The sequence below is a fragment of the Vibrio sp. R11-SG3-ISO3-SZ genome (genome assembly GCF_059834345.1).
Genome location: NZ_JCBDGX010000096.1, coordinates 1 through 14,121, shown reverse-complemented (window position 1 = coordinate 14,121; position 14,121 = coordinate 1). Strand labels below are relative to the sequence as shown.

General features: G+C 46.7%; 12 protein-coding genes and 1 tRNA gene. 7 read left to right on the top strand and 6 right to left on the bottom strand.

The features are described 5' to 3' along the window. Window positions 1–65 precede the first annotated feature (65 nt). Window positions 66–1,055 (top strand): LLM class flavin-dependent oxidoreductase, encoded by a 990-nt coding sequence (locus tag AC6R1O_RS12575; protein ID WP_500657136.1) that lies wholly within the window; start codon window positions 66–68, stop codon window positions 1,053–1,055. Window positions 1,056–1,071: 16 nt separating this feature from the next. On the opposite strand, the gene AC6R1O_RS12570 is transcribed toward AC6R1O_RS12575, so the two are convergent. Then, a tRNA-Cys gene (locus AC6R1O_RS12570) sits at window positions 1,072–1,145 on the bottom strand. A 183-nt stretch (window positions 1,146–1,328) separates the two neighbouring features. After that, entirely contained in the window at window positions 1,329–1,676 is a 348-nt protein-coding gene (locus tag AC6R1O_RS12565; protein ID WP_500630765.1) for a HopJ type III effector protein, read from the bottom strand. A 336-nt stretch (window positions 1,677–2,012) separates the two neighbouring features. On the opposite strand from AC6R1O_RS12565, the gene AC6R1O_RS12560 reads away from it, so the two are divergent. Both AC6R1O_RS12560 and AC6R1O_RS12555 read left to right on the top strand, forming a co-directional pair. After that, complete coding sequence (locus tag AC6R1O_RS12560) at window positions 2,013–2,993, top strand: response regulator (RefSeq protein WP_487902269.1); 981 nt, start codon at window positions 2,013–2,015, stop codon at window positions 2,991–2,993. Window positions 2,994–3,004: 11 nt separating this feature from the next. Beyond that, window positions 3,005–3,955, top strand: coding sequence for a sensor domain-containing diguanylate cyclase (locus AC6R1O_RS12555; protein WP_500630820.1), 951 nt, complete (start codon window positions 3,005–3,007; stop codon window positions 3,953–3,955). Between the two features lie 29 nt (window positions 3,956–3,984). Here AC6R1O_RS12555 and AC6R1O_RS12550 read toward each other — a convergent pair whose 3' ends face one another. From AC6R1O_RS12550 to AC6R1O_RS12535, 4 genes are all read right to left on the bottom strand, one after another. Next, a complete protein-coding gene (locus AC6R1O_RS12550) occupies window positions 3,985–5,097 on the bottom strand; it encodes a GGDEF domain-containing protein (RefSeq protein ID WP_500630763.1) in 1,113 nt (370 codons plus the stop codon). 129 nt (window positions 5,098–5,226) lie between these two features. Beyond that, on the bottom strand, window positions 5,227–7,281 hold the full coding sequence (locus AC6R1O_RS12545) for an EAL domain-containing protein (protein ID WP_500657135.1): 2,055 nt from the start codon (window positions 7,279–7,281) through the stop codon (window positions 5,227–5,229). A gap of 303 nt (window positions 7,282–7,584) precedes the next feature. Further along, window positions 7,585–9,030 carry an ATPase RavA stimulator ViaA gene (viaA, locus tag AC6R1O_RS12540; RefSeq protein WP_500629504.1) on the bottom strand — a complete coding sequence of 482 codons (1,446 nt, stop codon included), beginning with the start codon at window positions 9,028–9,030 and terminating at the stop codon, window positions 7,585–7,587. Between the two features lie 11 nt (window positions 9,031–9,041). Continuing rightward, window positions 9,042–10,703: an ATPase RavA domain-containing protein gene (locus tag AC6R1O_RS12535; RefSeq protein WP_500637432.1), complete on the bottom strand. Its 1,662-nt coding sequence runs from the start codon at window positions 10,701–10,703 to the stop codon at window positions 9,042–9,044. 272 nt (window positions 10,704–10,975) lie between these two features. On the opposite strand from AC6R1O_RS12535, the gene AC6R1O_RS12530 reads away from it, so the two are divergent. From AC6R1O_RS12530 to proV, 4 genes are all read left to right on the top strand, one after another. Further along, window positions 10,976–11,500 (top strand): NUDIX hydrolase, encoded by a 525-nt coding sequence (locus AC6R1O_RS12530; protein ID WP_487902273.1) that lies wholly within the window; start codon window positions 10,976–10,978, stop codon window positions 11,498–11,500. 32 nt (window positions 11,501–11,532) lie between these two features. Further along, window positions 11,533–12,537, top strand: coding sequence for a low-specificity L-threonine aldolase (gene ltaE / locus AC6R1O_RS12525; RefSeq protein ID WP_500657134.1), 1,005 nt, complete (start codon window positions 11,533–11,535; stop codon window positions 12,535–12,537). Between the two features lie 71 nt (window positions 12,538–12,608). Next, window positions 12,609–12,944: a c-type cytochrome gene (locus AC6R1O_RS12520; protein WP_500630757.1), complete on the top strand. Its 336-nt coding sequence runs from the start codon at window positions 12,609–12,611 to the stop codon at window positions 12,942–12,944. Between the two features lie 236 nt (window positions 12,945–13,180). Beyond that, the coding region (gene proV, locus AC6R1O_RS12515; RefSeq protein ID WP_500657133.1) for a glycine betaine/L-proline ABC transporter ATP-binding protein ProV at window positions 13,181–14,121 on the top strand (941 nt) is incomplete at its 3' end.

Genomic DNA, 14,121 nt, shown 5'->3' with positions numbered 1-14,121 from the left:
CCTTTTAAACCTACGTACTCGACACCATGTGTTAGATAACATTCATCAACAGGCCATACTCATCTATGTCTTTCCCACGCTTATCCGTTCTTGATTTGGCGCCCGTTTCTGACGGCACAGACTTCTCTCAGACTTTTCAACGTTCAGTTGAATTGGCGCAAGCCGTCGAATCTTGGGGCTATCACCGTTTTTGGATGGCGGAACACCATAATATGCCTGATATTGCCAGTGCCGCCACCAGTGTGTTGCTCAGCCATATCGGCGCTCACACTCACTCGATCCGTTTAGGCTCCGGTGGCGTTATGTTGCCCAACCATGCGCCCCTTGTTATTGCAGAGCAATTTGGCACATTGGACGCGCTCTACCCAGGGCGGATCGATCTTGGGCTGGGACGAGCGCCTGGCACCGACTATCCGACAATGCATGCGCTAAGGCGCGATCCAGAGCGTATGGATCCCGACTTCGCTGAGCTACTAGAAGAGTTGACATTTTTTCTCGGTCCCGTATCCCAAAACCAACCCGTTGCGGCTTATCCTGGTAACAACACGTCAATACCGATTTGGTTGCTGGGATCGAGTACGTACAGCGCTCGTTTGGCCGCGCAGAAAGGACTGCCCTTTGCGTTCGCCGCACACTTCGCACCAGACGCGATGTCTCGAGCGTTAGCTTATTATCGTGATGAGTTTGTTCCGTCGCAGCACTTAGCAAAACCTTACGTGATGATTGGTGCTAACGTCATTGTTGCAGAGAGCCAATCGCACGCAGAGTATTTGGCGACGACAGAAAAACAGAAGTTTTTGAAAATGGTACGCGGCCGTCGTGAAAAGCTGCCCGCTCCGGTACACAGCATGGCACCGCTTTGGTCGGCGCAAGAAAAACTGCACGTTGAAACCCAGTTGCGAGAGTCGATTCATGGTGACAAAACTCATGCTAAGCACGCCATTGAATCACTGGTTGAACGGACTGGTGCCGATGAGATTATGGTCAACGCAATGGTGTATGATCAGAGCGAAAAACTGCGTTCTTATCAGCTATTGTCTGAGTTGATGGAATAACAAGATAGAGAAAGAATGGAGGCGCGTCCCGGAGTCGAACCGAGGTCCACGGATTTGCAATCCGCTGCATAGCCACTCTGCCAACGCGCCTTTTTAGAACAGCACTGAGTCTCAGTGCTGTGTTCGGCGCTTACTTTACGTATTCAGCACGAGGAGTCAAACAAAAATCCCTATTTTAGGCGTATTCGCTGACAAATGCGCCAATTAGAGCAGACATTGTTCGAAATGGTCATCCAATATAGTCGTCCACCTCTCGCCTGTCTTTGACGACGCTTACCCCTTATCTGCTAATGCTTGACCTTCAAAATTCACACCTTGCCAACCGGTTTGCATAAAATTGCGGATGTTCGCGTGATCATCCCCTGCCGGATGATTGAGGACATCTTCACGATAATAACGCCCAAAGCAAGCGAGGGTTTGTGACTCTGACAGTTGATTCTTTTGGCCAAACGCAAAAATCTTGCAAGACCCATTGTTCTGATTCACCTCATTAAAGGTGTCACCATTGGTGAACGCGGTAGGCGTAAACGTGTAGTAACGCTCAATGATTGCCATGGTCTGATCAAACTCTATCGTCTCCGGAGAGTGTTCAAGGGTGTGGATGAAGGTGGTGAGTTCCATTTGGTTAAGCTCCTTATGTCATAAAGGGCCAAGTCTACGGGATCGTCCTCGATGGCAAAAGGAGAAGATGAACCAATCACTCAGTATTTCAATATAGACACGATTCATGTGGCACATCAAACACACAAAAACCATAACCAACCAAACACTTATGCAAGTGTAATGTGTGCGTAAAGTCTAATTTCTTTTACTGATAGAAAAAAATAACTCGAAAAATCAATAGCAAAAGGGTTTACTAACCCGCAGCAATTTTGAAGCAATGTCTCATTATTGATACCAATGCAAGCCGAGAGGGTTTGATTTTATGGCAACGACGACTGGGTCAACCATCATCTTATGAAGATTCTGGTTTGTGATGACTCTAAAATCGCGCGCAAAGCGATTTTATCGAACATTGATACACAGGCAATCACTCTTTACCAAGCAGAAAATGGAAAGAGCGCTTTAGAGCGCCTTGCATCTGAGCCTATCGACGTCCTGTTCCTCGATTTGACCATGCCTGTCATGGATGGTTTCGAAGTGCTTGCCTCGCTACCTGTCCATGCGCACCCGACCCAGGTTATCGTGGTATCAGGGGATATTCAAAATCAGGCAAAACAGCGCTGCCGGGAACTCGGCGCCCACGACTTCATTGAGAAGCCGTTCAGCGCGATGGATCTTCACGCGGTATTTGAACGCTATGGGATCCCAGTGTGCCCTTCGGTGCACACACAGCCCACACGGCAGCTCTCCGCTCACGAGCTACTCAATAACATCAAAGAGATCAGCAATATCGCTCTCGGTGCCAGTGCCTCACTCATCGCAGAACAAACCGGGCGATTTATTGAAATGCCTTTGCCTAACGTTGCCTCCTTGCATCAATCGGAACTCAAAATGACGATTCAAGACATCGTCAACAATGCAGAATATCGCGCCGTGTCACAGCGCTTTGTTGGCAATGGCATCAATGGTGAGGCGCTCGTCTGCTTACACGGGCAAGGCATTGATCAATTTTCGGCTGTTACGGTTGACAACTTTCATGCCGAAACCAACGAAGCGATCCTGGATATTGCTAACTTATTAGTCTCCTCGTTTTTGGTGTCATTTAGCAAGCAGCTCGACATTGCTATCTCTTTACGCCAGCCCATCGTGCTGGAAAAAGAGCCGCTACAACGAGCGCTAAGCTGCTCTCAGTTTTTAAACGGCTACGAGCAAGAGATTTTTACCATTGAGTTTGTTTATCACGCCGAAAATCTCGATGTCGCCTGTGACGTGATTTTCCTTATGGACAATGACTCAATGAAGTCCATCGAATCCGTATTGGAGTGTGTAATGTGATCAAGCATGATATGGGGGATTTTCACTGGGCGATGCAGATCATTGGCGAGCTGGATGCAGGACTTATCGTCTTGGATAAGCACTACCGAGTCTTGGCGTGGAATTCGTTTATGCAGTCGTACAGTGGCATTCGCGCCGAAGCAATCATTGGCCAAGTGTTGTTTGACGTTATGCAAGACTTACCTGAAACTTGGCTGCGTAATAAAGTCGACACCTCGTTTCGTTTGAACAGCCGCGGATTCTCTTGCTGGGAAGACCGCCCTTACCTGTTCAAATTTAAAAACTTTAGCCCAATCTCCAACGGCTTACCTGAGATGCGCCAAAACATCACCTTCTCCCCTTTAACGTCAGTGAACGGCGAAGTCTCTCATGTCAGTCTTATCATCAATGACGTCACGGACGTCGCGAAAAACAAAACCCACCTCATCGATTCCAATCAAAAACTGTCGGATCTCAGTCGCACAGACGGCTTAACTCAACTCTACAATCGTGCCTACTGGGAAAGTTGTCTTCAGCAAGAGTTTGATCACGCTAAAGTGACCGGGAAACCAGCGTCACTGGTTATTTTCGATATTGATCACTTCAAGCGAGTTAATGATAACTATGGTCATACTGTCGGGGACATGGTGATCCGCCACACGGCAAAAGAGCTCATCAAAGCCTCTCGTGGCAGTGATATTTGTGGCCGCTACGGCGGTGAAGAGTTTACGGTTATCTTACCAGGTACGTGCTCTGAGCAAGCGCTCTATTTTACCGAGCGCCTTAGAAAACGTATCGAACAGTCGATTGTCGAGTGCGAAGGGTACGCTGTTCGCTACACCATCAGCCTCGGGGTGTGCGAGTTGACCGAACAACAACCCAACCACCTAACTTGGTTACAACATGCAGACAAAGCGCTCTACTATTCCAAAGAATCCGGACGAAACCGATCAACCGAGTTCGATATGTCGTTTGTGAAATAGCGCGACTCGCCATTCAGTGAACGCCGCTGTTATGTCGACTTTTGCTTACTGACAATACTGGTGATGACCTGCGATCTGGCCGCCTCACTGTGCTTTTTTTTATCACGATACATTTGTTGATCGGCGAGTCTCACCGCGTCTCGCATCGACACTGGGTGCTGCGCCGTTGATTCAGAGACACCAATACTGATCGAGACGTCATCGCGGATTTCCGCCAAACGTTCAATCAGACGTGGCACATAGGTCTTCTGAGCATCTTGCTTTTTACAGCTTGGCATCAACACCACGAACTCATCGCCGCCAAAGCGGAAACTTTTGTCAATGCCCCTAGAAATCCCTCGAATAGCATCCGCCACCGCGATCAAAACGTTATCCCCCTCCTCATGACCAAAGTTATCGTTAAACGCCTTAAAATTATCGATATCCATATAGAGCACGGTGATACCATCTCCGTGCTCATGACACTCTGTGAAGAGCTTTTCTGCCACTTCTTCAAATGCGCGTTTATTGTATAAATTGGTGAGAGGATCTTGGCTTGCCATCAGTTCAATGTGCTTGGTCCTTTCCCTGACCATCTCCTCCAATTCATTGACGTATTGGTAGGATTTATTCCGCTCCATCTCGATTTCATTCATCATGCTTTTAATGTAAGTATCAAAGACATAAGAGACATCAAAATCCATCAAACGGCTTAAAATTTCGCATTGATAATTGGCTATGGTGGCATCAGAAATATTCGAGCGGATCGTCGATGAAAGCACTTCTTTGAGGTAACTGACGGCAGACAAGTAGAGTTTTGGATCAACGCCAATGCGTTTGTGTACCAACCCGATTCTCAATCTATGTTCAACGTAGTCGAGATCGACTTCTTTAGAGAACAAATCAATCACATACTGACGCAGAGCGCTCATCAAGCGTTGCAGAGTGCCGGCATCGCCAATTAAAGTCTCTACATCAGGTGTATTCGTCTGATGCTCATAAAAGCCTGCAACGATTGAATCTAACTGGCGAACTATTACGCCTTTCAGTGAACGTAGCTCCACTAGCTCACTCGACGTTAGGCGAAATAACTGAAGCCGTTGTTTGAGCTCAGATTCTGAGATCTGTTGTTGCTCAACCAAGGATTTATCTGTAATTCTCATTGCTTTGCTTCCATAGCCAACTCATGCTTTAGTTTAGACTATAAAACCAAATGCATAGTGGTTTTTTCATTCGTTAATTCAATGAATTACATATCTATTAACCATCTAAAAATTATGGGTACAGGCCATTTAAGAAGTGAGGTGAACCGGTTTATCTACAAAACAACATAGCGCGTCAATCGAGATCGGCTTCGAGAACCAGTAACCTTGATAGTAACGACATCCCATGGCTCGAAGTTCAGTAAATTGTTTCTGTGTTTCAATACCTTCCGCAACAGCATCATATTTGAACGAGTCTGCTATCTTTATCATGGATTCGATAATGGCCTTACCTTGGACAGTGTCCATTTGATTGACAAAACTACGATCAATTTTAATTTCATCAACTGGGATATTAACCAGATGGTTGTAAGAGGTGTAACCGGTACCAAAATCATCCAGAGAAACATGGCAGCCAATTTCACGCAGAATCTCAATACTTTTGAGATGGAAATCTTTCATCTGAACAAAGAAGGTTTCCGTGATTTCTAAACAAACTAAACGCTCTGGTACACGATACTGGCGAAGTAGGCGTTTAAAATCGTTGATAAATTGTTTATCAAGAAGTTCTCGTGATGAAATGTTGATAGACAACCGAAAATCATCCGGCAATTTATCACGATAGGTTTGATATGTTTTAAAGCACGCTTCGACAACCCAAAGATCAATGTCACGAATCAATCCATATTGTTCTGCGACCGTAATATACACCTCAGGTGAGAGTTGACGTAAACTCTCCGAATGGCACCTCAACAGTGCTTCCGCGCCAACAATTTGCTCTTTCTCGGCATCGTATATCGGCATAAACAGCAAGTAGAACTGCTCACTCTGTAGCGCCATACGCACACTGTCTGCAATTTGATACTCTTCTTCATGAGCCATCATAGTATCGAAGTTGAATTCGGCGGATCGCTGCTCATTTCGCTTGGCAATATTGACAGCAAATCGCGCTCGCTCTAATGCTTTCACGCCCGTTTCAGGTAAAAAGTCACTGGATACGTAGCCAATGACGATTTCCAGCATTAGATGACCAATCCCATCAAGATTGACACCTAAATCATTCAAATCAAGTAAATACTGAGACTGCTGAGAAGTTAAATTCTCACCCACACACTCGATCAACAATTCATCTTCTGTCACCCGATAAATCGTCAGCTTATGATTCGGTAATTCTCGCACCATTTTTTGCCACATTCGTTCCATAACTTTGATGACCGCAGGATTACCAAAATGGTGGTTTAAGGCGTGATAGTTGCTGATCTTGACCAAGTACAGTCTCACGGGTTCATTGTATTGGGCTAGAGCTGAATAATTTTTGACAAAGTGCTCTACCGTGTAAAAGCCTGTTTTCTTGTCTCTATAAACATTATCCTTGGCAAGGAGCAGGAGTGACTTAGTATAAAAAAGGTAATGTGCCAAACAGCCCACGAGAAGAAGCGGCCAATAAAAAAACATCACTTTAACAAACGTTGATTCATTGTGGATTTGCCAACTAAACGAGAGGCTTTTAATCGTCATCCCCCACTCTCCGTCCGCTTTTACAGGAACACCTCCAGTGTAGAACTCAAGTGCAACGAGTCGGCTAAAATCTAAATCGGCTTGCTCATAAGGGATATCAAACAGCTCCTCCCACCACGTTTCGACCCGAAATCGACTCAAAGGGATAGACTGGGTACTTTTAGGTTCAAACCGTACAGCTTGATATTTGGTATCTTTGACAGCGTAATGCTCGGACTTCTCCTTAGTTAATAAGGATTTAGCAAAGATCGTGACCCCCGGCTGCTCTGTGCTACCCGACCAAAGCGACTCAACCTCCACATTCAGTGTTGCTTTTTTGCTGAGGGACAAAAAATGGCCATTTTGTACGTCATGAGGTAATGGGAATACGATGCCGCACATGTCAAGCTCTGCTTGAGGTGCATCACTACAACGTATCGACACACCTCGTTCAGAGACATTGAGTAACTTAGCACCCGCGTCATTGTTTCCTGCGGTAAGCGGCGCAATATTTGCGTGGCCTAGTACCTGGAAAGAGGCTTGATTTAGCGGTGAGCGAATGATGGCAAAAGTCACAAGCGCAAACGATAAACTGGCTAAAAAGAAGAACAGGTAATGTCTAACTACTTTTTTTTCTTTACTGTCCATGTGAAAAACCACGCAAGGAAAATACGTCAAACGTACTGAGTGGTCTCATTTCCCCTTGGTAGCATAAAAAGGCAAAAAAATGTGACATTCAGCGAATAATTATCTGATAAATATACAAACTTATCATTGCCTTGGCGAGAAGTAGTCCGCTAAATTGCACATAAATTGATTTATATCACAAATGGATCGCCGCGCGGAATTTTCCATACACATATAAATTAGCAAGTCATAAAACGACAATGCCCCGCGAAAGCGAGGCATTGTTCAATCAACTTGGATAATGATCTGGGGCAGACTATGGCGTTACCATTTCTTCATCAATCTACCGACTAGATTTGGATGGTAAGACCAACAATGATCAAACATGCTCATCAGCTCTGGGTTTCCATACTTTGACACGCTCAAGGCGTGGAAGCGGTTTTTGTTCTCTTTTAAGCCCGCGACCTTATCCAGTACCTCTTGTGACTGTTTCGGGGCAATAAAGTCCGAAATCACCACCATATCGGCGTTTTTGTACTTTTCACTGCTCATCAAATCAATCGATTTAAGAATCACAGGCTCGAGATCCGTGCCGCCGTGAAAGCTGTACGACAAGAAATCACTCGCTTCACGCAAACCATCTTGACGTGTCAGTTCGTAGGTAATCTGCTCCGTAGAAAACAGAATAACAAAGCAATCGCGATCATCCGCCAGCGCGATTTGCATTAAGGCGTAGGCCATCGCTTTGGCACATTGCTCTGGCGCCCCTTTCATAGAGCCAGAGGCATCCACACAGACGATAAAAGGTCCTTTTTCAATCTCAATACTTTTACTGTCAGGCTGTTGAGCCGTTACTTTACGCAACGTGCGATTTTTCCCTTGCACGCGATAATTCATCAAACGCTTATCCGCTAGGTGCTTGTAAAAAACCACCTCAAGCTCTGGGTATGCCAAAAACATCGTCTCGTTGGGCAGTAGCTTGTTGAGATCATCACTTTCGTGGATACCGACAATGTCATCTGTCGCTTCGTCGGTTTTCTCTTCCACGACTTCAATCGCTTCCACTGGCGCTTGGTTTAAATCAGGATCATTGACTTGCCCCGCCATACGACCGAGTTGCTCTGCAATTTTTTGTAGCCCGCTGTTCTTTTTCAAAAACTCCGCATGTTTTTTCATGGTGCCGAGATCGGTTTTGCTCAGCTTCGCCGCAGCCATATCCCACAGACGCCCAATACTCGCTTCGTCTCCCTCTTTCGCAACGTTATCCATGTTTTTCATGGTTTCCATGCGTTGATAGAGATCTTTGAGGGCTTTTTCTTTACTCGCTTCTAGCTCACTTAACTGGGCAGTTTTTATCGCATCTACCAAGCTTTTGTACCATTGATCGCAGAAATAGTGGGCGAACATTGGGTTCTTAACCCCTTTATTCTTCTCTACAAGACGTCTCGCCTGCATGTAGAAGGCCGAGTGCCACTCCAACTTTTTAATGACCTCAGGCAATTGAGCGTGAAACTTGGCTTCGTCCCAATAAATGACTTCTTGGTACAGCGCGAGCTCTTGTTGAAAACGTTCCGTTTCACACACCTTAGTGATGCGCTTTTTGACACTGCCGCGCCATTTCAACAGATGATTTTTCACCGAGGATTTCATTCCTCGGTTCTCAGCCATGATCATCACTTGTGAGCGCGCAATAATATCGTTCATCGCGCTTTCAACGATGCCCGAATCGGCGATCATTAATGCTAAATTAAGTCCATCTGCACCCAGCACAACGTTTCCCCTTACTCAAAAACCGGTGGCAAAGTTTGCAATCGATAAAGCGCTTTTTCGCTCTCTGATTTGGCCGCTTCCAATGCCTGGGTTAAGCCTTGTAGCCCAGCTTCCATCTCACGAGGGATCGCCTCGTCGATAAAGTTGTGTGGCAGTGCGGCGTGGAAACTGGAGCGCGCTTTACGCAAGCGGTGCTCTGCTTCTTCTAACGATTTCAACGCCTGCTCTGAACGCGTTAACCAATTTTGGAAGCGGTCATGGTCTAGCCCTTCACTCGTGACAGGGGTCAACAATACTGCGCGATTCGCAATGTCTTTAATGACTAAGTTATTGGCTGCATCCACATCAAAACGAAGACGACAAATCGCCGTAGATTGATTGACATAACCACTCACTTCGCCGTGGCCATCACGAACCAGTTTTTCGAGATCGGGTTTACTGACGAACACACAGCGACTGTCACCTTTTTCGGATTCAGACACCGACATATTGGCCTGAAGCAGGACCAACTTGATAAGACCCGGAGTCACACCCACTTTATACAAACGTGCATCGGAGAAATCGTACGACTGAACCTGCTTCTTCAGTAATCCCGTTGAAGATTCAAGAGAGAGCTGGATAGCAAACGTCTCTTCGAGTTCTTCTTGAACGTCTTGTAGCGTTTCACGGCAGAGGGTAATTTGTTGCTCTACCTCTTGCTGATCAAACGCGTAATTGAGCGCAAACTGACGAATGACGCGGCGCACCACATCACGAGATTCAGGGCTGTTCCATAAGCAATCTTGTAGCAGCAACAGATCCAATGCGTTGATCGCATCGCGGCCGTTAAAGTAGGCACTGGCTTTCAACAGCTTAACGGCTTTTTTCCAGCGTCGATCAGACACATACATGTCCTTATCCACACTCGAACCGGGCACTTCGCCAGTCTCTTTCTCAAGTAAGCTTTTGAGTTCAAACAGCTTTTCAAACACATCATCGCTCAGCTCAAGCGTATCAAGCTCTTGCTGCCAGAGGTGGTATTCTTCATCGGTAATCGCCAGGCCTTCTGGAATTTTGGCTTCTTGCGTCGTGCCAACGGTGAGCATGGATTTGAAGTTTTGCTTATTTTGAATTCGATTAACAAACAAACGCACCAGCATGCGGTCATAGAGTGCCTCGAGACCACTGTCTTCATCAGGCAATTCATTTGATGCCGACACTAAAAGACGCATGGGCACTTTCTCAATATCACTGCCATTTTTAAACGTTTTCTCGTTCACCACGGTCAAGAGTGTGTTGAGAATGGCGGGGCCGGCTTTCCATATCTCATCGAGAAAGACGACTTGCGCGGTAGGTAAATATCCATTGGTCAGACGCACGTAGCGGCCATTGTCTTTCAGCTCTTGTATGCTTAGCGGGCCAAACACCTCTTCTGGTGTAGAAAAACGTGTCATCAAATATTCAAAATAGGACGAGTTATCAAACGCTTGAATCAAGCGCTTAGCAATCAAACTTTTTGCTATGCCTGGAGGGCCCAGTAGAAAAACGCTTTCACCGGCCAGGGCCGCAAGTAAACACATTTTGATGGTATCTTCACGTTCGTAGACACCGTCAGATAGGGCGTGAGCCAACTTATTGATTCGTTCCGACAGTAACGCTTTTTGCGAGTGGGGGACTCTATTTTGACTGAACATTATTGGGCTATCCTCGGGGCGCTAAGCGAGCGTAATGTATAACGTGCTTTATACATTTGTTATTACTTTGTTACAAGTATAGTTTATTATAATCAGCCCTTTGTTATATCAGATTCGCTTTTTACTTAATTTTCTGTAATCAATGTTTGCATATTTGCGCGATTCATCACACCGAGTTATTAATCCATTCCAACGCATCGCTCTTCATTACTTTTCATCGGGTGCCGAAATGGGTAAGGTAGGGTCAACATGCTAGGGACACCACATACCCAATGGACAAACAAACCACGATTCACACCTGGAAACGGATTGCTCTTATTGAAGAACCCGTGACCTTACCCAATGGTCAACAGATTACCCATACCACGATATCTCACCCGGGCGCGGCGGTTATGCTGCCTATCGATGACAATGGTGATATCGTCATGCTAAACCAATATCGGCCGTCGCTTAAAAAGTGGCTACTTGAACTCCCAGCAGGCACACTAGAAGCGAACGAAGCCATTGTCGACTGCGCTTCACGTGAATTGGAAGAAGAAACGGGCTATCGCGCCTCAGAGTGGATTTCTTTAGGGCAAGTCACACCGCTCGCAGGTTTTTGTGATGAGATTCAATACCTTTTTGTGGCCAAAGGTCTCACGGCTTCTAAACGCTTAACGTGCGATGATGATGAAGTGATTGAAGTACTGACTTTATCGCTGCGCGACATCGAACAACGCATCATTTCAGGTGAGATCACCGACGCCAAAACCATCGCATGCATCAGCAAAGCGAAACTGTGCGGCTATCTCTCTTGAGTTTCGTTTTCCCTCATTAATAAGGATAGGTTATGGATTTTCGCTCTGACACCGTGACTCGACCCACTCAAGCTATGCGTGAAGCGATGGCCCACGCCGCTGTTGGCGATGATGTATACGGCGATGACCCAACCGTCAACGAACTTGAGTCCTTCGCGGCCAAGCGTCATGGGTTTGAGGCGGCACTTTTTACCACATCTGGCACGCAAGCCAACCTACTGGCGTTGATGGCACACTGTGAACGTGGCGACGAGTACTTATGTGGACAACAAGCGCACAACTATCGCTATGAGGCAGGTGGCGCTGCGGTGCTTGGCTCAATTCAGCCCCAGCCGATTGAAAACAACCCGGATGGCACTCTCGATTTCGACAAACTTCGAGCCGCCATCAAGCCCGATGATTGTCACTTTGCTAAAACCCGTTTACTCAGCTTGGAAAACACCATTAATGGTAAAGTTCTGCCACTCGATTACCTAGCACAAGCGCGAGAATTTGTCGACCGACACGGCTTAAGCCTGCATTTAGACGGGGCTCGCGTATACAACGCCGCCGTCGCGTTGGATGTTGATGTCACTGAGATCGCACGTCACTTCGACTCCATGACCGTGTGTCTTTCTAAAGGTCTTGCAGCGCCTGTGGGCTCATTGCTGCTCGGCAGTCACGCCTACATTGCCAAAGCACGACGCATCCGAAAAATGCTCGGTGGCGGCATGCGTCAAGCCGGCATATTGGCCGCTGCCGGTAAATTAGCGCTGACTGAGCAGGTAGCTCAGCTTTCTATTGACCACGTTAACGCCAAACAGCTCGCGCATACCCTAAATACATTGCCCGGTTTTTCAGTCAATCCAGAATTCGTGCAAACCAATATCGTCTTTGCCAAACTAGAGAAACACCTTGATATAGAGGCCATCGCAGAAGCGTTGGCCAAAGAGAATATTCTCATCACACCATCCAATCCCATCCGCTTTGTTACTCACAAAGATGTGACCCAAGACGACATTTCCACACTCTGCGCGCACATTCAACGTGTGCTTTGATCTCGCGCATTGAGCTTCCCCCTAGGGGAAGCTTTATTCTCAGTCCACACACACCGACATTGAGAGTACAAATGAATCGATGGATACGCCACGTATGCCTGCTGGCCACTAGCACCGCGTTAACACTCGCTAGCGGGGCACATGCGAAACCTTTCGGCGACGCGCAGCTTGGACAAGTCAAATCACCCAGTTGCGTTTTTTGTCACGGCAGCACCGGCCAAAGCGCCAATCCCAATTACCCTAATCTCAACGGTCAAGATGCCACTTACCTGTTCAACGCGATGCGTGCCTATCAACGAGATGAGCGAACTGGCCCACTCGCGCAGATGATGAAAGCGCAACTTTCCAAACTCAACGAACAAGACTTGCGCGATGTTGCTGCGTTTTACGCTGCCCAAGAAGATTGATTACACCTCAAATAAAAACCGCTTCTCAAGGGTTGTACATCGCTATTCAACACTGGCGTACGGCCCTATTCACAACCTATCAATCATCACAAAAAAAGCAAAAAAAACCGACATGTAGTGACAAAAAACTCATTAACAGACCGATTTGGTTATGTGATTTTTATCACCTCCGATTTGAAATTCCATTAAATATTGTTTAGTGTACTAACGTTTTTGAGCAAAAAAGGAAATCTTTGATGGATCCCATACTGGAAGTAAAGGGACTGTACAAAGTGTTTGGTGATGAACCCAATCACGCATTCGACCTGTTGGAAAAAGGGTTGGATAAAGACACTATCTTCGACAAAACTGGCCTCACTGTCGGGGTCAATGATGTCTCACTCTCGATCAATGAAGGCGAGATCTTCGTCATCATGGGTCTATCGGGCTCTGGCAAGTCCACCTTAGTGCGACTGCTCAATCGATTGATTGAGCCAACACGTGGCAGTGTTCTGTTTAAAGGCAATGACATCGCTTCGATTTCAGAGCAGGCACTGCGAGAAGTCCGTCGCCACAACATCTCCATGGTGTTTCAAAACTTCGCCCTAATGCCTCACATGACTGTGGTTGAGAACGCCGCTTTTGGCCTAGAACTCGCTGGTATTAGTTTGGAAGAGCGAAATCGCTGTGCTCTATCGGCACTAGAGCGCGTCGGCTTAGAAAGCTATGCGGATTCCTTCCCCGATGAGCTCTCTGGCGGTATGCAGCAGCGTGTCGGACTGGCTCGGGCGCTAGCCTGTGACCCTGATATTCTGTTGATGGACGAAGCCTTCTCCGCCCTTGACCCGCTGATCCGTAGCGAAATGCAAGACGAACTGATTCGTCTTCAAAACGATGATAAACGCACCATCGTATTTATATCGCACGATCTTGATGAAGCGATGCGAATTGGAGATCGCATTGCCATCATGCAAGACGGACAAGTGGTCCAAGTCGGCACACCAGATGATATTCTCAACAACCCTGCCAATGATTACGTTGAAGCCTTCTTCAAAGGCGTCAATGTGGCCAGCGTCCTCACAGCGAAAGACATCGCCCGAAAACAGCCGACCGCCGTGTTTAAAAAATCTGAGCACGATGGTCCCGGCTCAGCGCTGCAAATGCTGATGAATCACGACCGCGAATTTGGCATTGTGGT

What these genes read in the sequence shown, in the direction of transcription:
- AC6R1O_RS12535 (WP_500637432.1), bottom strand. Translation starts at nt 10,703, where the DNA reads ATGTTCAGTCAAAATAGAGTCCCCCACTCGCAAAAAGCGTTACTGTCG.
- AC6R1O_RS12520 (WP_500630757.1), top strand. Translation starts at nt 12,609, where the DNA reads ATGAATCGATGGATACGCCACGTATGCCTGCTGGCCACTAGCACCGCG.
- AC6R1O_RS12560 (WP_487902269.1), top strand. Translation starts at nt 2,013, where the DNA reads ATGAAGATTCTGGTTTGTGATGACTCTAAAATCGCGCGCAAAGCGATT.
- AC6R1O_RS12530 (WP_487902273.1), top strand. Translation starts at nt 10,976, where the DNA reads ATGGACAAACAAACCACGATTCACACCTGGAAACGGATTGCTCTTATT.
- AC6R1O_RS12575 (WP_500657136.1), top strand. Translation starts at nt 66, where the DNA reads ATGTCTTTCCCACGCTTATCCGTTCTTGATTTGGCGCCCGTTTCTGAC.
- AC6R1O_RS12555 (WP_500630820.1), top strand. Translation starts at nt 3,005, where the DNA reads ATGGGGGATTTTCACTGGGCGATGCAGATCATTGGCGAGCTGGATGCA.
- ltaE (WP_500657134.1), top strand. Translation starts at nt 11,533, where the DNA reads ATGGATTTTCGCTCTGACACCGTGACTCGACCCACTCAAGCTATGCGT.
- AC6R1O_RS12565 (WP_500630765.1), bottom strand. Translation starts at nt 1,676, where the DNA reads ATGGAACTCACCACCTTCATCCACACCCTTGAACACTCTCCGGAGACG.
- AC6R1O_RS12550 (WP_500630763.1), bottom strand. Translation starts at nt 5,097, where the DNA reads ATGAGAATTACAGATAAATCCTTGGTTGAGCAACAACAGATCTCAGAA.
- AC6R1O_RS12545 (WP_500657135.1), bottom strand. Translation starts at nt 7,281, where the DNA reads ATGGACAGTAAAGAAAAAAAAGTAGTTAGACATTACCTGTTCTTCTTT.